The following is an 18,228-nucleotide window of genomic DNA, read 5'->3' on the forward strand; positions in this document are numbered from 1 at the left end:
GTGTTTACTATTCGCAGGTGCGGGCGTGACCTGATCGGTGGCCCTCACGATCTCGGGACTGTGTCTCGACCGAACATCGCTCAGCAGCGCAATCGACGGGGAACGAGCAGAATGCGAATCACAGTCTTCGGTACCGGCTACCTCGGTGCCACGCACGCCGCCTGCATGGCCGAACTCGGTCACGAGGTTCGGGGTGTCGACGTGGACCCGGCCAAGCTTGCGAAGCTCGAAGCCGGCGAGGTTCCGTTCTGGGAGCCCGGTCTCGAAGAGGTGCTGCAGCGCAACATCGCGGCCGGTCGCTTGCGCTTCACCGCGTCGTACCAGGAAGCCGCGGACTTCGCGGAGGTCCACTTTCTCGGTGTCGGCACGCCCCAGAAGAAGGGTGAGTTCGCGGCCGACATGAAGTTCGTCGACTCGGTGATCGAGACGCTCGCGCCGTTGCTCACCAAGCCCGCCGTGATCTTCGGTAAGTCGACCGTCCCTGTGGGTACCGCCGAGCGACTCGGCCGCATGGCCCGCGAACTGGCCCCGGCCGGCGATGGCGTCGAGGTCGCGTGGAACCCCGAGTTCCTTCGCGAGGGCTACGCCGTCAAAGACACGCTGCACCCGGATCGGCTGGTGCTGGGTGTCGATCGAGATCGGCCGGGTCGCGCGGAGGAACTGGCCCGCGAGGTCTACGCCCAGCTGCTCGACGAGCAGATTCCGTTCCTGGTGACCGACTTGGCGACGGCCGAGCTGGTCAAAGCCTCGGCCAATGCGTTCCTGGCCACCAAGATTTCGTTCATCAACGCCATCGCAGAGGTGTGCGAGGCGGCCGGGGCCGACGTCACCGTCCTCGCCGACGCGATCGGCCACGACGAGCGCATCGGTCGAAAGTTCCTGAACGCGGGTATCGGCTTCGGCGGCGGCTGCCTGCCCAAGGACATCCGGGCGTTCATGGCCCGGGCCGGGGAGCTCGGTGCCGATCAGGCTCTGACGTTCCTCCGCGAGGTCGACAACATCAACATGCGACGACGCACCCGCATGGTCGAGTTGGCGCGGGAAGCGTGCGGCTCGTTACTCGGTGCCCGGGTGGCTGTGCTCGGTGCGGCCTTCAAGCCCGACTCCGACGACGTTCGTGATTCACCGGCCCTGAACGTGGCCGGTCAGATCCAGCTCCAGGGTGCAACGGTCAACGTGTACGACCCGAAGGCCATGGAGAACTCCCGGGCGCTGTTCCCCACGCTGACCTACAACAACACCGCTCTCGAGGCCTGCGAGGGTGCAGACGTGGTGCTGGTGCTGACGGAGTGGAAAGAGTTCAAGGCTCTCGTTCCCAGCGACCTGGACGGCGTGGTGCGCAGCAAGAAGCTGATCGATGGCCGTAACTGCTTGGACCCGGAGCAGTGGCGGGCGGCTGGGTGGAACTACCGAGGCCTGGGTCGTCCCTGAACGCGACCAGGCATATTGATAGCACGATTCATTCGATGGAATGAATTCTCGGTCCGTTGCGCTTGCGGGTATCTGTAATTCGCATTAACGCACACTGCAATACAAGGCGAACATATTGCTTCGTTCTCGTCGGCAAGTGTTGATGTTTGTTAAAAGCAGTCATGGCCGCGATTTGCGGGTAAATCACCCGATAAACAGCGCTGAACACTGTGAGTGATCACCAAAGTGCGTCGATCGTGCTCGTGTGTAACGTTTTTGGACCTCGCGGCGGTTACACCTTGGAAGTCCCAGTCACCCGTTTCGCCTAGTCAGCGCATGTGTGGTAAACCGAACGGACGCTGTTATTTATCTGTGATCTGCGCCGCTCGCGTGGTGCTTCTCAAAGCAGCGTGGGACTATTCCAATTCGATACCAGTCGCATTCCGGATTGGTTCGCATGTCAGACCAGCGGCCACCGGAGGTGGTCGCAGAAGCGCAGAAGGAGGGGAGCAGGTGGCATCTGTCGGGGCGGCACCACGCTCACTCTGGGGATCTTCGCGGTCCGGGGAGTTGAAGACTCGCAAGCTCACGTCTCGGCATGTGTGGGAACGTCAGTACATCTCCCGTCTTCGGGTGACCGACGTACTGGCTGTGGTCCTGTCCGTTGCCCTTGCTCAGATCGTTCGCTTTGGAGGGGTCGAAACCACCGGACTGACGAACTCGGTGATCTACACCGGTGTCTCCGTCGCTGTCGCGAGCGTCTGGATCGCGTTTCTCGCGATCTTCCGAACCCGGTCGACGCGGGTGATCGGCAACGGTGCTGAGGAGTACCGCCGCATCGTCTCGGCCACCTTCCGGCTCTTCGGTGTTATCGCGATCATCTCTTTGCTGTTCCGTATCGACTTTGCGCGTCTCTATCTCGCCATCGCCCTACCAGTTGGGTTGGTGGCGTTACTTGTCAGCCGCTGGCTGTGGCGCAAAGTGGTCACTCGACTCCGCAGCGAGGACAAGTACAAGACATCGGTGCTGATCGTCGGAAGCCGCTCGGCCGCGGTCTCGATGGCAGAGTCGTTCGAGCGCTCGCCGTCCTCGGGCTATGCGGTGGTGGGAATGTGCATGCCCGGCTACGAGGTGCCGAGTGATGGAATCGTCCACGTCGAGGGTGCCGACATCCCGGTACTCGGTAGCGAGAGAGACGTCCTCGCTGCAATCGACGAATGTGGTGCCGACACGGTTGCAGTCACCGCCACCGAACATCTAGGCCACAAGGGCATTCGCAAGATGATCTGGGATCTGGAGAAGAAGGATGTCGACCTCGTGGTCGCGCCCGGCGTCGTCGACGTGGCCGGCCCCCGGTTGGTGATGCGGCCTGTTGCAGGGTTCCCGCTGATTCACGTCGAGAAGCCCCAGTACAACGGTGCCACGCGGTTCAGCAAGACTGCCTTCGATCTCACGTTCGCGGCGCTCGTTCTCTTGATGATCTCGCCGGTATTGCTGGCAGTGGCGATCGCAGTGAAGGCGACGAGTCGCGGACCGGTGTTCTACAAGTCGGAGCGGATGGGTATCGACGGCAAACCGTTCTCGATGATCAAGTTCCGCAGCATGACCGTCGATGCGGACCAGCAGGTTGCGCATCTTCTCGACCGCAATGAGGGTGCCGGCGGAGTGTTGTTCAAGATGCGTGACGATCCGCGGGTAACACCTGTCGGCAGGATCTTGCGTCGCTTCAGCCTCGATGAGCTTCCGCAGTTCATCAACGTACTTAAGCGTGAGATGAGTGTTGTAGGCCCGAGGCCTCCGCTGCGGCGTGAGGTCGAGACCTACAACGGTGAGGTTCGACGGCGACTGTTGGTCAAGCCGGGAGTTACCGGTCTGTGGCAGGTCAGTGGCAGATCAGACCTGTCGTGGGAAGAGACTGTCCGGCTTGACCTTTCGTATGTCGAGAACTGGTCGATGGTGGGGGATCTCCTGATCATTGCGAAAACTATGAAGGCTGTGGCTGGTAGCGATGGGGCTTACTAGGGCTGTGGCGCAATGCAACTGGACCGAATGCTGGGCTCGAGGGGAATGAATATATGAAGCGCGCGCTAATTACGGGGATTACCGGCCAGGATGGGTCGTACCTCGCCGAGCTGCTGCTCAGCAAGGGCTACGAGGTACATGGCCTGATTCGTAGGTCGTCCACCTTTAACACCTCGCGTATTGATCACCTCTACCAGGATCCGCACGAGAAGGACGCCAAGCTGTTTCTGCACTACGGCGACTTGAGTGACGGTGCACGTCTGGTCACATTGCTCACCGAGATCCAACCGGATGAGGTTTACAACCTGGGCGCTCAGTCCCATGTGCGCGTCAGCTTCGATGAACCCGAGCACACCGGCAACACCACCGGTGTTGGTTCCATACGGTTGCTCGAGGCCGTTCGTCTCGCCGGCTTGCAGTGCCGCTTCTATCAGGCGTCGAGTTCCGAAATGTTCGGTGCAACCCCGCCTCCCCAGAATGAGGACACCCCGTTCTATCCCCGCTCGCCGTACGGCGCAGCGAAGGTCTACGCCTACTGGGTTACCAAGAACTACCGCGAGGCGTACGGAATTTTCGCTGTCAACGGGATCCTCTTTAACCACGAATCGCCACGCCGAGGCGAAACATTCGTCACGCGCAAGATCACCCGTGCAGTCGCACGCATCAAGGCCGGCATCGAAGAGAACGTGTACATGGGAAACCTGGACGCTATCCGCGACTGGGGTTATGCGCCGGAGTACGTCGAGGGCATGTGGCGGATGCTGCAGGTCGATGAGCCGGACGACTTCGTGTTGGCCACCGGCGGCAACTTCTCGGTCAAAGACTTCCTCGTCGTAGCCTTCGAGCGAGCCGGCTTGGACTGGGAGAAGCACGTCAAATTCGACGAGCGTTATCTGCGTCCCACCGAGGTGGACGCTCTCATCGGTGATGCCAGCAAGGCCGAAGCAAAGCTCGGGTGGAAGGCGACTGTCCATACACCTGAGCTCGCGAAGATCATGGTCGACGCTGATATCGCGGCTCTAGAGCATGAGGGTCGCCCGTGGATCGACCATCCTGCACTGCCGGATTGGGCATGAGCGCCGCTGAGACGGATGCGTCGAGGGCATCCGACTACACGCCCGGTCCGCTCGACCGTAATGCGTCGTTCTACGTTGCCGGGCACCGCGGGCTCGTCGGATCGGCGATCTGGCGTCAGCTGGAGGGGCGCGGATTCACGAACTTGGTCGGACGGTCGTCGACGGAGTTGGATCTCAAGGACCGAGACGCGGTCTTCAAGTTCTTCGAGGAGTCTAAGCCGAAGGCAGTCGTGTTGGCGGCTGCCAAGGTAGGCGGGATTCTGGCCAACAGCACGTACCCGGTCGATTTCCTCTCGGACAATCTGCGGATCCAGGTGAACGTGCTGGACGCAGCATTGGCGCAGAACGTGCAGCGTGTGTTGTTCCTCGGGTCGTCCTGTATATACCCGAAGCTAGCACCGCAGCCGATCAAGGAGGAGTACCTCCTGACCGGACATCTCGAGCCGACGAACGATGCGTATGCGATCGCGAAGATCGCCGGCATCCTACAGATCCAATCGGTACGCAAGCAGTATGGACTCCCGTGGATTTCGGCGATGCCGACCAACCTGTACGGCCCGGGTGACAACTTCTCCCCTGAGGGATCGCACGTCCTGCCCGCGCTCATTCGTCGTTACGACGAGGCCCGCCGAGACGGTGTCGACACGGTGACCAACTGGGGTAGCGGATCGCCGAGGCGCGAGTTCTTGCATGTAGACGACATGGCTGCTGCGTGCATCCATCTGCTCGAGCACTACGACGGGCCTGAACAGGTCAATGTCGGTACTGGAGAAGACGCGACCATAAAAGAGATCGCCGGTATCGTGGCAGCCGCAGTCGGGTTCGAGGGAAATACCCGGTGGGACACTTCTAAGCCAGATGGGACACCGCAGAAGTTGCTCAATGTAGACAAACTGCAAAGAGCCGGATGGAGGCCGCAAATTGATCTGGAGACAGGAATCGCTGCCACTGTAGCGTGGTACAGGGATCATGTCGGTTCGGTTCGAGCTTAGTGTCAAGCCGAGCCAATCTGCGGCTATCGCCCAATGACGCATGGCAGTCTGTTTTTCGATTAAACGAGGCCGAACGATGAAGATTCTTATCTGCATGGCTAGCATCGACCCTAGTAGGGGAGGACCGACGACCGCAGTGCACGCGTTAGCTGCCGCACTTGTCTCCACAGGGCATCAAGTCACAATTACCGCCCATGATGACCGCCGGTCCAGCGCTGTGGGCGACACAAGCGACATGCCGTACGAGGTCCGCCGCTTTCGGCTAAGCCTCAGAACTTGGCAGTATTCGCGTGAGTATTCAAGATGGATCAAGCGTAACGTTTCCGAATATGACGCCATCATAGTAAATTCACTATTTTTGGCGCATACTTTCTCAGTGTGTCGGAACGCTCGGAAGAAAGGCATTCCGTACGCTCTACGGCCCCATGGAAGCCTAAACGAGGCTGATATGGCAAATAAAAAGTTCGCAAAAAAGTTGTACATTAGACTTATCGAAAAAATAAACCTATCGCGAGCGAAGTACATTTTCTGCACGTCCGATGCGGAGGCTTTACAATTAGCCCGTCTCGGCTACTCGAACGCAATCACTATCCCTTTGGGGGTTAACCCGACATTCACAGCTTTAGAACGTCAAAATCGCTTAATCGCCCGTAGATCGGTTCTATACATTGGGCGAATATCGAAAAAGAAGAACATACAGATCATAATATCTGCCATCGCTCGACTTAAGGCCGAGGGGGAGAATTTCACCGCGACTATTGCCGGACCCGACGATGAGGGTTTGATGCCCGACCTGTCGAATATGGCTGAAGAGATGGGCGTTAGCGGCAGCATTGAATTTCGCGGATTTATCGGACAGCAGGAGCAACTAGCACTGCAGTCAACCGCAGGATGTTTCGCACTTCCAAGTGACGACGAAAACTTTGGAATTGCAGTCGCGGAGGCTATGGCCACCGGACTACCAGCGCTGATCACTACGGGAGTGAGCCATTCAAGCCACTTTGACGATTACCCAGCAGGCGTTCTGGTTGAGCGTTCAGCCGAAAGTTTGAGCCAAGCAATGCTACACGTCGCAAACCTTGATGGCGGCGATTATCAGAAAATGTGTGGCGAGGCAAAGCGGCTTGTTCGTGATCACTACGACTGGCAAAGAACCGCAGAATTAGTAGTACAGGGATTCACCAGACTCGATTATGCAGAACCTCCAGCCGGCGAAGGCGGGCCAGATGATGTCTAGTTTAACGGTAATAATACTAACAATGGATGAAGAGATTCACATAAAGAGTGCGATCGAATCCGTCCATAGGGTAATGCCCAAACCCACTGTCTACGTCATTGACTCCGGATCAAGTGATTCAACTGTAAAAATTGCACAAGAATGCGGTGCAACTGTACTACATCATGCATTTGTAAATCAGGCGAAACAGTTCCAATGGGCAATGGACACCGTCCCGCAGAATACTCCGTGGATGATGAGGTTAGATGCTGATGAAGTAATCTCCCCAACTCTCGCGGACGAGATCAGTCGATCAATGGCTGAGCTTCCGGAGTCTGTCGCAGGGATGTACCTCCAACGGCGTCACGTATTTCAAGGACGGGCTATCACGCACGGCGGACGCTTCCCCCTTAGACTATTGCGAGTTTGGAGAACCGGACATGCAATGATCGAAGATCGATGGATGGATGAGCACATAGTGCTCAAATCTGGGAGTTCGGTGGTTATCTCCGGAACATTCGATGACAATAACCTAAAAGGGATTGGCTTTTTCACGCAAAAGCACAATGGCTACGCTACTCGCGAGGCCATGGATGTCTTGATCTCCAAATATAGCCTTGGCGACTTACCACCCCAACTCGAATCGATACGCAAAAACATGACTCAAGATAGGGTTAAACGTCTTGTCAAGACCAGGATTTACAATAGGATCCCATATCCTGTGGCATCAAGCTTGTATTTTCTCTACAGGTACATTTTACAACTTGGCTTCCTAGACGGTGTCTCCGGTTTGGAATATCATTTCTTGCAGGGATTTTGGTATCGATTTTTGGTCGGAGCGAAGTTAAGGGAACTTGAATCCGGTATTCAACCACACTGGGACGTAGACCAAATCCGGCAATACATCTCCAGTACCACCGGGTATGCGATTGACGCCCGCGGTACCGCAGGTGGGCAGCCCGCGGCCGTCGGGACTGTCCGCCAATGAAGACTGCTGCAGAGGCGAATCGACAGGCCGTGTTGCTCTTTGCCACGCAGATGGTCGTAGCAGTGGCAAATTTGCCAGTTACAATTAGCCTTGCGCGTGCGCTCGGGCCGGATGGACTGGGAACCTATCAGCTCTACAACAGGATCGCGCTGGTAATCATTGCTCTGGCTTGCCTGGGCTATCCCCACGCAATCGCTTGGGCAAGTGGTACCGCGAAAACTGATGCCGAGTTGTCGGGTGTTCTACGCGTTCTGTACCGCAGCACTACGCTAAGCGCACTGTTTGTGGCGATAATGTACGTCGGTCTGAGTTTCATTCCACACGAACTTACAGGAACCACTGTTTGGTACGTGTTCGGCGCCTTTGCCGCCTTGAACATATTCGCAGCCAATCTCTCAAATTTCTTTCGAGGTTTTCTCGATATCAAGGGCATGGCTTTTTCTAGAATTGGGCAAGCAGCGAGTTGGCTATTGATGTCGGCAACTTTGGCATTGACATCTCACCTCACAGTTACAACGGCGGCAGCGGCACTACTGGCTTCCCAGTTGTTCGGTATCGTATTTTCCTTTTGGAGGCTATTTCAATCAAAGATACTGAGAACTGCCCCGAAGCGGGCTGACCGGTCAGGCATATCAAAATTCTCAAGGCGGGTGTTTCCTGGTCTCCTTATACGCGAGTGGGGAGCGCATCTTGATCAGCTTGTTATCGGCTTCTTTCTATCGACCTATGCTTTGGGAATTTACACAGTAGCCGCATCACTGACACTGGCCCTAGCTCTATTAACTGGGCCAATTGTTAACACGGCGCAGCCGATAATTCAGGCAACCCCAGAGAGAGACCTGGTCGACGTCGCAAAGAAATTTTATGCGGTGACGTTCCTGGTGATAGGAATTCCGTGCGTGGTTCTCGCCGCGCTGGCATCCGTTCTGGTACCTCTGATCTATGGTGCCAGCTTTTCTAACTCGGCTGACCTTGTAAGGATTCTCTGCATCGCGTCTTTTGCCTCTGCTCTGGCAGCTTGCAGCCAGGGCGTGCTGGTAGGAATCGGCCGACCAGGATCCGGGAGCGTGGGAACGGGAATAGGATTCGCTGTCACGTGCGGTTTGTGGTCGCTCCTAATACCCAGTTTCGGCCTTGTCGGTGTCGCGTGGTCTTCTGCACTCGGGATGACTGTAAGTGTCGGCGTATCCTTCCTGTTCGTGTCCCGGCGCCTGGGTGCAAAACCGGCGACGCTGGTATGGAGCATAGTAAAACAAATACAGACGACTGCAGCACTGTTGCTCGTGTCGCCAAGGAGAGCGCTACAAGCCCTCGGGTTCGGAAGGAGTACCAATGACGAAAAGCTCTGACGGTGTCGTCGAATTTTTGCTGTGCGACTGGGCTACCAATAGCGGTAGACGTCGTATTCAACTGGCACTACTTATGTTCAGGATAGCGCAGTTTTGCAAGACTAGATTTGGTAAGTTGGCAGCGCCAATCAGCTTTATTTACCGTCAATATGCTCTCTCGTACATCGGTCTCGATCTACCCGTCAGCACCGAGGTGGGCAGATGTTTGAGAATTCACCATGGTATTGGTCTGGTGATAAACGGGAGCTGCAAGATTGGTACGGGGGTGGAACTGCGACAGAACACGACAATTGGCTCTCGCATAGGACCATCCGACGCCCCGACGCTTAGGGACAATGTTTCGGTGGGCGCAAATTGCGTGGTAATGGGGAGAATTGATGTTGGTGAGAATGTGACTGTTGGCGCGGGGTGTGTGCTGTTGTCTTCTGTAGACCCTGGCTCTACTGTTGTCGGTAACCCATCACGAGTCATTCGAGCCAACGAACTTGGCAGTGAGTGTTATAAATGAGAGCGATTAAAAACTCGCACACGGCGAGTTTAACGCACGCCAATCGGGTGGCTCGTCCATTGAATAGGATGCCGACCGGTGCGATTTTGAGCATAGCCATGCTCTTGATTTTTACGTTGGCGGCTTGGCTGTCGGAGAATTACGATGCTGCTGCAGCTGCCGGAGTCTTCTTGCCGATACTTTTCCACTACGCTATGTGGACCCCTAGAACTGCGCATTGGGCGGCTCCGACACCATCTCTTGTGGTTGCAGGTGCTTATGGGGTATTTTTTGGATCGGGCCTAATTAAATACTGGTTGGACGATCGATATCTGCTCTTTCAAGTTCTGCCGATACCTGCCGAAGATATAGCGGTGGTAATCGGTTCAACTTCGGTCATCACCACATGTTTTGTAATCGGATCTTACTTCGGTAGTTCAGCCAAGGCATCGGGGCCCCGGAAAAGAGCCGACAGTGCCGTCATCAACAAGCCTTTCGTGTTTACGGCTTTTTTTGTTGGGATCTTGGCTTTCTCCGGTGCAGTGCTGGTGATTGCAGGTTTGGGAGGTGTCAACTCTGCCGCGTCTGCGCTTGGAAAACATGACCGAACTGTCGGTATATCAATTGCGGGGAGTTTTGGTTCTTCTGCTTGGTCGGTGTTCGCTGTCCCTGCAGTAATTTCGCTCTCGGTCGTTTATGTCAAATTTCGTGGAAAAATTTTTGGATATTTTGCCCTTGTCCAAATCATTCTTCTATCGACAATAGCTCTCTATATTTTTGGAAGCCGCCTGACTTTGGTTTTGGCGTTTACCGGATTTGCGACAGTGAAGTACGTTTTGACTGGAACAGTAATGAAGGCTCGGATAGTCCTGGCTGCTTTCCTGGTCTTGATGACTGCCACTTCGTTCGTTATTTCCACCAGGGATGATGGCCAGAGTCTCGGTGACATTGAGGTACTCGATGCTTTGTCATATGCCGTTTTGGATGCGTCGATGGCGGCCTATGTTCACACAGACGAGTTGCAAGAGGAATTCTCGTCTGGGGAAAGGGCTTTAACGGTGCTCTCTACTGCTTTTCCAAAAAGCAGTGCTTCTGCTTTGGAAGTCTCGGAGGCGCGGGTCGATGTGATTGTTGTCCGGAAGATCGGCAACGCTGCACAAGCGAGTTCGAGTGGGATTCCGCCGTCTTTGCCTACTTTTCTAATGATCGTGTCAGGTCCGATTATTGGGGCAATTTTTGGCTTAGGGCTTGGGTTCCTGGTAGGCGTCGTATCTAGCATCTTTTTCCAACGACGATCTCTTTTGTCTGCATTGATGTCAGGGCTTTTCGTAGCTTTTGTGCTGAACTCTTATAAGGGCGGCGACATATTGCTCGATTTAGGTTCGGAGGCTCGGCGTTGGGCGTACTTAGCGCTCATCTACGGTCTGTTCTGGTTTCTGTTTTCCCGTCGAGGTTCTGGACAGTTAGGTGTGCGCAATGCGGTCTGATCCGATGGTCGTGTACGTTGTCCATCAGTACCCAGTCGGTAGCCAGACTTTCGTCGAAACAGAGTGGCGTGCCGTTCAAAGAGCTGGGCTTCACGTCGACGTATTTGCTCTCCACGGTGTTCGAAGTCCATTCCGGCACGTGCACTCCGAAAAGCTTAGACACTCGCGCGTCTCCACCGCGACTAGTTTGTTTCTAGTTTTGTTCAGGCTAGCTCAAAATTTTCGTAGAGTTTTATCTATCTATCCTGGCCTGTTTAAGGACGTGCGAGGCCTACCGCGCTTCTTCTTTTCTCTGTACTCCGCAATTCGTCTAGCAATTTCGATCGCTCAATACCCAAGTGTGCATCTCCACGCCCACTTCCTAGGCCGGACGTTCGAGGTTGCTTTAATGGCACGATATTTGACAAGGGGGGAGGTTCGAGTCACGGGAACAGGGCATGCGGGTGATGTCGCGAACCCGATGTCGCGCGCTCGGTTAGAACGATGCGCTCAACTGAGCGACGCAATCGTCTGCGCAAGCGAATTTGTAGCGGGGCATCTGTATGCGCTAACGGGTGTCCAGGCACGTCAAATTGTTCACTGTGGGGTGGAGCTTTCGCGGATGCCTGTGCGTCAAGCCAGTAGCCCGGATACAATACTTAGCGTCGGCCGCATGGTTTCGAAGAAGGGCTTCGATGACTGTGTCCGTGCTGCACACCTGCTGGACGAGAGAGGTTTTCAGTTTAGCTGGTCATTCGTCGGCGACGGGCCTGAAAAGCAAGCCCTTTCTCGCGATTCGGTTCCCCTGGAGGATGGAGCGATGGTTGAATTTATCGGCGCTCTTGATAATGCAGCTGTTCTCAGATTGATGGCTAAAGCTGGTGTGTTTGTTTTGGCACCGCGGTTAGGAAACGATGGAGACATTGATGGGATACCAGTTGTCTTGATGGAGGCAATGGCTACTGGTTGTATTGTTATTTCTTCTCGTATTGCGGGCATACCTGAGCTGATAAAAAACGGCGAAAACGGATTTCTAGTGGAGCCTGGTTCGCCAATCGAAATATCGAGGGCTATAGAGAGTGTTATGCGTAATCGCGTTGGAATGGATTCTTTGAGAGAAAATGCCGTCCGAACAATCGAGTCTTCATTTTCTGCGTCGCGCGCGGGTGGCCAAATGCGCGACCTGATTGACGATCTTTGGAAATAGGCCATGTGGTCTCATCGGTGTCACCGCTAGCTCGTCGATCCACTTGGCGAAGGTGTCGAGGGTTGGCTTGGCAGATAGCCGTTCCCGTGCAAACTTGGCTCCGGCAATTCCGTAGGCCTGACTGAGGACGGGGTCCTCGTGAAGTTTGCATATCGCAGAGAGTAAAGACTCTGGCTCACCGGAAGGTACCACGACCCCTGCACCCGATATCCGGATTTCGGCGGCGGTAATTCCCAAGGGGTCAGTTGCTGCAATCACAGGCTTGGACGCGTTGAAATAAGTCGTAAGCTTGCTGGGCACCGCCATTTCTGAGATTCCCGGTGCTTCGTTTACTAGTAGGTAGTCTGCCGCTGCCAGAGCTGTCGCAAAGTCGTGGTCGTCGAGAGGGTCTATGAATTTTACCGTCGGGATGGCTTGGGACATGGCCTCTAGCTTCTCGCGCTGGTTGCCGTCTCCAAGTAAAATGAACTGTATGTCTTGTTTTCGCTCCGCGGCCATCGCCGCTGCTGAGATGACGTTTTCTAGGCCCTGTTTTGCCCCCATGTTTCCAGCATGAAGGACAATGGTTGAGGTTTGATCCCAACCGAGATGCACGCGAGCGGATTTAATGGATTGCCCGGTAGTGGGCATCGTGTGCGCCCAGTTCCGAACTGTGCTAATTCGCTCCCTGGAAATGGAAAGTGAGCCAACTAAACTATCCGCAAACCGATCGTGTATGACTACAAGTTTGTCGGCCTTTTGCATGGTGTTTGATTCAAGTGCAGCGACCGCTCTTGCCGGAAGTTTCGACATCGACTTCGTTTCTACGACCCCCATGCTGTACAAGTCCTGGACCCAGATTCCGAATGGTCGTGATCTGGAAAGATGCTTATTCTTGATTGCCGCGAACCATGTCGGTATTAGAGCTGGCGAAATACAGATTATTACGTCCGGGCTACCCCACTTGCACAGAACCGCCCTGATGCCAAATCCGATTTCTAATCTCGTTCGTTTTATAAGCGTAGGGTTCTTGGGAACATAGTGATCTACCCTTGTCAGGCGTACGCCGTCGTGTAGGCCGCTTGGGAACATGGAAGTGTAGTTTCGATCTTTGGACCACTGTGGATAGTGGGGGTAACCGGTGATTACTTCAACCTGGTATCCGCGATCGCGAAGTCCAGTCGCCAAGCCGTAGGTGTAGACCGCGATGCCGGTCGGTTCGGGATGATAGTTCAAGCCAAGTATCAGTACTTTTTTCTTGTTTGCGCTCACGGGCTGATTATAGTCCGTTGGGAGGCAGAAGCGTCAGCTGCGTAGTGGGTACCGTCTCCTACTTTCTTCCGTTCCTGTTGGACTTCACACGCGGTGTTGTGCTTCGACGGCGGCGTTCTGACAACTTTCGGACGTGTTGGTTTTGTTCTCGAGGCTGAGGTTGCCGCGATTACTGGCTGCGGGGAGTTGTCCGTTGCGAAGTCCGCATCGCAGTCGGCGTCGTGCTCGGCATCTCAGCGGTCGTTTCGGTCATCCCATCCCGATTTACATACGCATTCCACTGCAGTTCGAGCAGCTGGAGTCTTGGTACAGCGCCAACACGGAACTTATTGCGGTCTTGGCGCTTCTGGCCTGATAACAGCTGTCGTTGCCAGCTGGTCAGCCATTTTTGGGCTGATGAATCGCCATCGAGTCGGATGATTAATCCTGATTTCGCACGTTCCGCGGCCGTCCCAAACAACTGAGCCGAGCAAGTCTCACACCAACGCACTGACGACCGCGCTGGCGATTATTTGGTGACCCTCGTTGTTCGGATGTAGGCCGTCGGGGTCGATCATGTCGGGATGATCGGCCAGCGGCTCACCGATATCGAGATATCTGGCCTCTGCGCTTGCTGTTGCGGCCTTCACCCCGTCGATCAGGGTCGGGAAGTCCGCCGGAGGTTCGGTTGCATCCCAGATCGGGCTGGTAACTAACACCTCCGTGTTCGGTGCCGCAGCCTTGATGGCCGCGAACAGTGACGATGCAACGGCGCCGGTGACGCTCGCGGTACCGGCCTCGTAATCGTTGCGGCCACCGGACACAACGACGATGTCCGGCTGGGCCGCAGCAACCACATCCAGCTTGATCGCGTAATCGGTCTTCTGCCCGAGATAGGTCGTGGTGTACCCGGAGCCGCCCTCGGCAAGGTTGAGCTCCGACCATCCCATCGCCGCCGACACGAGCGTCGTCCAGCGCTGTCCATTCGAGGACGCACCGATGCCCTTGCTGTACGAGTCGCCCAGGAATGCGACCACGGGCACGGAATCCGGAATGGACACAGGTGGGGGTGTTGCTGCCTGGGGAGCCTCGGACCTTGACCCGATCTGCCATCCCACGATTCCGCTGAACGCCACGACCAACACCGAGACAGCGATCGAGATGAGCACCGTTCTGCGCCCCGTCATGATGCCCCCACTTGCCACCGCGTCACGAGATCGACCGCCGGCAGGACACGCCTTTCGGATGGGTCATCGCGACCCGCATCGTGTGGACCATGTGCTCCCACGACGGAAATTCGAAACCGGACGGCAGTGGGCGCGGACCGCTGGACAGGCTCATTGTCATGGCCTGCGCTACCGCGTCCATGTCGGTGGGATCGCAGTACCGCACCGACTCACCGAGCAATTCTCGAAAGATGGGGCGGTCGCTCACCAGCACCGGTGCCCCGAGGCGTAGCGCCTCGAGTGGAGGCAGACCGTAGCCCTCGTTCAGTGAGAGGTATACGAACAGTGCGGCATTTCTATACAGCCATGCCAGCTGCTCGGTCTCGACGAAACCGGTGTAGCGAATGGAGCCGTCGTCGATAGCAGCGAGTACCTCTTGCTCGAGCTGATCGGCCTTCCCGTTGGCCGGCCCCACGACCACGAACGGGCGGTTAGGTGAGATCGCTCCCGAACGCACTGCTGCGGAGAGTGTTGTTGCCAGATTCTTCCGCGCGTTCAACCGACCGACGGACAACACGAAGGAGCCGGGACGGAGGTCGAGTGCGGGAGGTGGTTGCGGATCGGCGTCGAGCAAGGATTGCGAGATGCCGAAGCCGGTCACTGCGGTGGGCGTCAGCCGAGGGTTGTGCTCAACGATGCGGGCCGCTTCGGTTCGACTACTGACGAACAGCACACTCGCCGCGCGTGCGGCAATCATGATGGGCGAGAGGTAGATCCGCTCAATGCGGGTGAACCACTCCGGGTTGGATTGGAACAGCGCATCGTGCACGAAGACGGCCGATTTACCCAGCAGCGGAGAATAATTCGATCCCCACGCCATGTCATACGGGCCGAGGCGTACCCGAAGCGACAGCTCCACCATGTTCTTCAGCGGCTGCGTCGGCAGGTATGTGCGGATCCATCGCACCCCTCGCCGATCCAAGTCTGCCGCCTCAGCCGGGGTCGGACTGCGCCGCAGCGCGACGGTCAGCACATCGCCAGGAAACTCACGTCGCCACGCCGCGATCTTCTCGTGTGTGATGACTATGCCGGCGGGCGGACCGTCGAACCAGTAGTACCCGTCGAACAGGACCCTCATGTCGTCTCCGTTCTGTCGCGTCGGGGCAGTACGACGAGCATCGCCACCGACACCGCGATGCGTAGCGTGCTCAGGACTAGCAACGTCCACACCAAACCTGCTGCACCGCCGATGAATACGCCGATCGTTTGGCTACCTACGTCGACGAGCACCGAGGCCAGTCGGGCTCGATGTGTGAATACAGGGCCGACGAAGAATCGGGTGGCCATCAGTGCCACCTCGAAGGTCTGCGCAGACAGGATCGCCATTCCTACCGGAACCACGTACGGCAGCGCGGCGGCGGGACCGATGTCGGAGAACACACTCGAAAGCGCCGTGTAACCCACCACCCCACACGCGCCGAGGCCGAGGGCCACCGCGATATTCCAGCGCACCGAGACCCCGAGTACTGCACGGGTGCCCTGCGCGCTGAGTGTGGCGAACTGTTTGAAGATCAACGGCTGGATGCTCTGGATGATCACGAACGCCGGCGCGAACACCAACGAATAGGCGAACCGGATCCCGGCAGTGGCAGTGTCGTCCTGAATCAGATATAGCAGCAGCGTGGCGATCTGGCTTCCGAATCCCAGGTAGACGGCCTCTGCGGTGATCCGCCACGCGATGGAGAAGTGCGAATCGGACTTACTGGTGGAGGTGGCTGTGCCGCAGAAGACGAGCCCAGCCGCGAGCACGATTAGCAACGTACAGAACCAGATCGGCAGCAGCGCAGTGTTGTCGACACCGAGTGCGGTCATACCCGCGGCCAGGAGCGCGCCGACGGCATAGAGCCCCGCCAACAGTGCCGCACGGGAATAGCTGCCACGGATGATGAGGACCTGACGCGGCAGATCGGAGATCACCATCGTCGCTGCCAGAGCTCCCACCGCGGCGGCATAACCCCAATCGCCGCCGTGGCGTATCCACGCGAACGAAGCAACACCGACGACGGTTGCGAAGACAAGGGTTCCGCGCCAACTCGACCACCGGTCGATGGAATCCTCGGGGCGGATACCTATTCGTGCTGCGTCGACGATGGGGGCGTAGATCCCCCACGCTCGTGAGGTCCCGACGGCGATGAAACCCAGTGCGGCACCGACCGACAGCGAAGCGAATTCGCCTACCGTCAGCGACACACCGGCCGTGACGTTGAAGACGAAGAAGCCGAGGGACCACAAGCCTTGGTCGAGAGTGCGGACCAGAATGCCGGCTCGGGTGACGGTCGAGTTCTCCACCGAGGTGCTCGCGGTCATTGTGGCCGACCCACCTGGCCGGCCATCGCTGCCCCGAATGTCAGGCCCTCGGCGTAGAGCTGCGCGGCGAGGTCGACGAACCGCTGCTTGGTCCACTGCGTCGTGCTGATGCGCGGCATGGTGGATGCCCGGACGACGGCCGCCGCCAACATGTCCCGGGTGGTCGTCGGGTCGGCAGCGAGCACGACCCCGGACGTTCCCGAATCCTCGAGCACCGAGCTGGCACCGGTTCGCTCGAAGCACACTACCGGTAGTCCGCACGAGGCCGCCTCGCCCACTACGCCGCTTGCACCTTCCCGACCCGAGGGATGCATCAACACATCCGATTTGACCATCATGTCCAATACCGCTGCGCGGTCCAGGGATCCGTGGAAGGTCACTCGATCGTGCACGCCCAGAATCTGTGCCCTTCTGCGCAGGTACGCGCCGTGGCTCGTACTGTCGAAGCCCACGATGTGCAGGTGGGCGTTCTGCAGCATGGTCGACGCCAACGCCTCGATCGCCAGTTCTTGCCGCTTGCGCGTGATGAGGTGCCCGACCACGAGGATCTCGATTCCGTCGTGGTCGGCCCGGGAAGGCCGTGCGGTGGGAAGATCAACGACGACATTGGGAAATCGCCGGAACTGGGTATCAATCCGTCCGACAGTTGCTTCCATCGCTCCGTTCTGCGCGAGTACCAGATCGCATTGCCGCGCGATGCGCGTCGCCGGAATCGATGCCACACGGTCCCGAACCGTCTGCAGAATCCTCTGTCGACGTGATGCGGGCGAGGTGGGCGAAATGCCGAAGACCGCGGCGACGCCGCCCGCCCCGACCGGCCCCCAGACCTTGTAGGTGTTCGGTGACATTCTGGTGATCGGTGTCGAGAGAATCTCCGATGCGAACGTCACGTGATGCGCGTAGACCACCGAGTGTCTCCGCTCGATCTCTCGAATGTGTCTGACAGCCAGTCGAACCCATAGTTCGTGCTCGAGCCGGGTGAACCGAGGATAGTGCCATCGAAAGAACGGCGGTGCCAGCGGAATCTCGACGGTGACGATCTCGAGGTGCTGCTCGAGCTCGGCCGGAACCCGCCCGGCGCAGGCTTGGGCAGAACGGCGCATCGTCAACAGAACCACCGTTGCATCCACGGTTCGAGCGTGCTCGAGGGTGGCGATCAAGAACTGCCAGCCGATCCCCGGTTCGCTGGGCATGTCCGGGTGAACCGTGAACGAGGACAACACGATTGCACGCGGTCGACCATCGGACGCCG

At 57.2% G+C, this 18,228-nt stretch carries 15 protein-coding genes; 10 read left to right on the forward strand and 5 right to left on the reverse strand.

Annotated elements, in window-relative coordinates; translation table 11 throughout:
• The first annotated feature begins 111 nt into the window (after nucleotides 1-111).
• The 10 genes from CH285_RS08645 to CH285_RS28660 all read left to right on the forward strand — a co-directional run bounded on the left by CH285_RS08645 (nucleotide 112) and on the right by CH285_RS28660 (nucleotide 12,213).
• Entirely contained in the window at nucleotides 112-1,431 is a 1,320-nt protein-coding gene (locus tag CH285_RS08645; RefSeq protein WP_094643340.1) for a UDP-glucose dehydrogenase family protein, read from the forward strand.
• A 492-nt stretch (nucleotides 1,432-1,923) separates the two neighbouring features.
• Nucleotides 1,924-3,432 (forward strand): sugar transferase, encoded by a 1,509-nt coding sequence (locus CH285_RS08650; RefSeq protein ID WP_094643341.1) that lies wholly within the window; start codon nucleotides 1,924-1,926, stop codon nucleotides 3,430-3,432.
• A 53-nt stretch (nucleotides 3,433-3,485) separates the two neighbouring features.
• Complete coding sequence (gene gmd / locus CH285_RS08655) at nucleotides 3,486-4,508, forward strand: GDP-mannose 4,6-dehydratase (protein WP_094643342.1); 1,023 nt, start codon at nucleotides 3,486-3,488, stop codon at nucleotides 4,506-4,508.
• Nucleotides 4,505-5,500, forward strand: coding sequence for a GDP-L-fucose synthase family protein (locus CH285_RS08660; RefSeq protein ID WP_094643343.1), 996 nt, complete (start codon nucleotides 4,505-4,507; stop codon nucleotides 5,498-5,500). The genes gmd and CH285_RS08660 overlap by 4 nt, the downstream gene beginning before the upstream one ends.
• A 94-nt stretch (nucleotides 5,501-5,594) precedes the next feature.
• Complete coding sequence (locus CH285_RS08665; RefSeq protein WP_176458432.1) at nucleotides 5,595-6,737, forward strand: glycosyltransferase; 1,143 nt, start codon at nucleotides 5,595-5,597, stop codon at nucleotides 6,735-6,737.
• A complete protein-coding gene (locus CH285_RS08670) occupies nucleotides 6,730-7,704 on the forward strand; it encodes a glycosyltransferase family 2 protein (protein ID WP_255032521.1) in 975 nt (324 codons plus the stop codon). The genes CH285_RS08665 and CH285_RS08670 overlap by 8 nt, the downstream gene beginning before the upstream one ends.
• Entirely contained in the window at nucleotides 7,701-9,053 is a 1,353-nt protein-coding gene (locus tag CH285_RS08675) for a lipopolysaccharide biosynthesis protein (protein ID WP_094643345.1), read from the forward strand. The genes CH285_RS08670 and CH285_RS08675 overlap by 4 nt, the downstream gene beginning before the upstream one ends.
• A gap of 73 nt (nucleotides 9,054-9,126) precedes the next feature.
• Nucleotides 9,127-9,561, forward strand: coding sequence for a serine acetyltransferase (locus CH285_RS28655; protein ID WP_369597614.1), 435 nt, complete (start codon nucleotides 9,127-9,129; stop codon nucleotides 9,559-9,561).
• A gap of 68 nt (nucleotides 9,562-9,629) precedes the next feature.
• Nucleotides 9,630-11,027, forward strand: a complete 1,398-nt coding sequence (locus CH285_RS27470; RefSeq protein WP_141214920.1) for a hypothetical protein — start codon at nucleotides 9,630-9,632, stop codon at nucleotides 11,025-11,027.
• Nucleotides 11,028-11,031: 4 nt separating this feature from the next.
• The gene (locus CH285_RS28660; protein WP_369597615.1) at nucleotides 11,032-12,213 is read left to right on the forward strand and encodes a glycosyltransferase family 4 protein; all 1,182 of its coding nucleotides are present in this window, start codon (nucleotides 11,032-11,034) and stop codon (nucleotides 12,211-12,213) included.
• Here the strand turns inward: CH285_RS28660 and CH285_RS08695 are convergent.
• From CH285_RS08695 to CH285_RS08715, 5 genes are all read right to left on the reverse strand, one after another.
• Nucleotides 12,151-13,464, reverse strand: a complete 1,314-nt coding sequence (locus tag CH285_RS08695) for a glycosyltransferase family 4 protein (protein WP_094643349.1) — start codon at nucleotides 13,462-13,464, stop codon at nucleotides 12,151-12,153. The two genes, CH285_RS28660 and CH285_RS08695, sit on opposite strands and share 63 nt — an antisense overlap.
• 476 nt (nucleotides 13,465-13,940) lie before the next feature.
• Nucleotides 13,941-14,630, reverse strand: coding sequence for an SGNH/GDSL hydrolase family protein (locus CH285_RS08700; protein ID WP_094643350.1), 690 nt, complete (start codon nucleotides 14,628-14,630; stop codon nucleotides 13,941-13,943).
• 22 nt (nucleotides 14,631-14,652) lie between these two features.
• Entirely contained in the window at nucleotides 14,653-15,747 is a 1,095-nt protein-coding gene (locus tag CH285_RS08705; protein ID WP_094643351.1) for a glycosyltransferase family 4 protein, read from the reverse strand.
• Complete coding sequence (locus CH285_RS08710) at nucleotides 15,744-16,976, reverse strand: hypothetical protein (RefSeq protein WP_094643352.1); 1,233 nt, start codon at nucleotides 16,974-16,976, stop codon at nucleotides 15,744-15,746. The genes CH285_RS08705 and CH285_RS08710 overlap by 4 nt, the downstream gene beginning before the upstream one ends.
• Nucleotides 16,973-18,169: a glycosyltransferase family 4 protein gene (locus tag CH285_RS08715; RefSeq protein WP_176458433.1), complete on the reverse strand. Its 1,197-nt coding sequence runs from the start codon at nucleotides 18,167-18,169 to the stop codon at nucleotides 16,973-16,975. The genes CH285_RS08710 and CH285_RS08715 overlap by 4 nt, the downstream gene beginning before the upstream one ends.
• Between the last annotated feature and the right edge of the window lie 59 nt (nucleotides 18,170-18,228).

Source organism: Rhodococcus sp. 05-2256-B1 (assembly GCF_002258465.1).
Taxonomy (GTDB): domain Bacteria; phylum Actinomycetota; class Actinomycetes; order Mycobacteriales; family Mycobacteriaceae; genus Rhodococcoides; species Rhodococcoides fascians.

Bases quoted from the DNA above. Each gene is read 5' to 3' on its own strand.
- CH285_RS08665 (WP_176458432.1), top strand. From the start codon at position 5,595: ATGGCTAGCATCGACCCTAGTAGGGGAGGACCGACGACCGCAGTGCAC.
- CH285_RS08700 (WP_094643350.1), bottom strand. From the start codon at position 14,630: ATGACGGGGCGCAGAACGGTGCTCATCTCGATCGCTGTCTCGGTGTTG.
- gmd (WP_094643342.1), top strand. From the start codon at position 3,486: ATGAAGCGCGCGCTAATTACGGGGATTACCGGCCAGGATGGGTCGTAC.
- CH285_RS28660 (WP_369597615.1), top strand. From the start codon at position 11,032: ATGGTCGTGTACGTTGTCCATCAGTACCCAGTCGGTAGCCAGACTTTC.
- CH285_RS27470 (WP_141214920.1), top strand. From the start codon at position 9,630: ATGCCGACCGGTGCGATTTTGAGCATAGCCATGCTCTTGATTTTTACG.
- CH285_RS08645 (WP_094643340.1), top strand. From the start codon at position 112: ATGCGAATCACAGTCTTCGGTACCGGCTACCTCGGTGCCACGCACGCC.
- CH285_RS08660 (WP_094643343.1), top strand. From the start codon at position 4,505: ATGAGCGCCGCTGAGACGGATGCGTCGAGGGCATCCGACTACACGCCC.
- CH285_RS08715 (WP_176458433.1), bottom strand. From the start codon at position 18,169: ATGCCCAGCGAACCGGGGATCGGCTGGCAGTTCTTGATCGCCACCCTC.
- CH285_RS08710 (WP_094643352.1), bottom strand. From the start codon at position 16,976: ATGACCGCGAGCACCTCGGTGGAGAACTCGACCGTCACCCGAGCCGGC.
- CH285_RS08675 (WP_094643345.1), top strand. From the start codon at position 7,701: ATGAAGACTGCTGCAGAGGCGAATCGACAGGCCGTGTTGCTCTTTGCC.
- CH285_RS08705 (WP_094643351.1), bottom strand. From the start codon at position 15,747: ATGAGGGTCCTGTTCGACGGGTACTACTGGTTCGACGGTCCGCCCGCC.
- CH285_RS08670 (WP_255032521.1), top strand. From the start codon at position 6,730: ATGTCTAGTTTAACGGTAATAATACTAACAATGGATGAAGAGATTCAC.
- CH285_RS28655 (WP_369597614.1), top strand. From the start codon at position 9,127: ATGTTCAGGATAGCGCAGTTTTGCAAGACTAGATTTGGTAAGTTGGCA.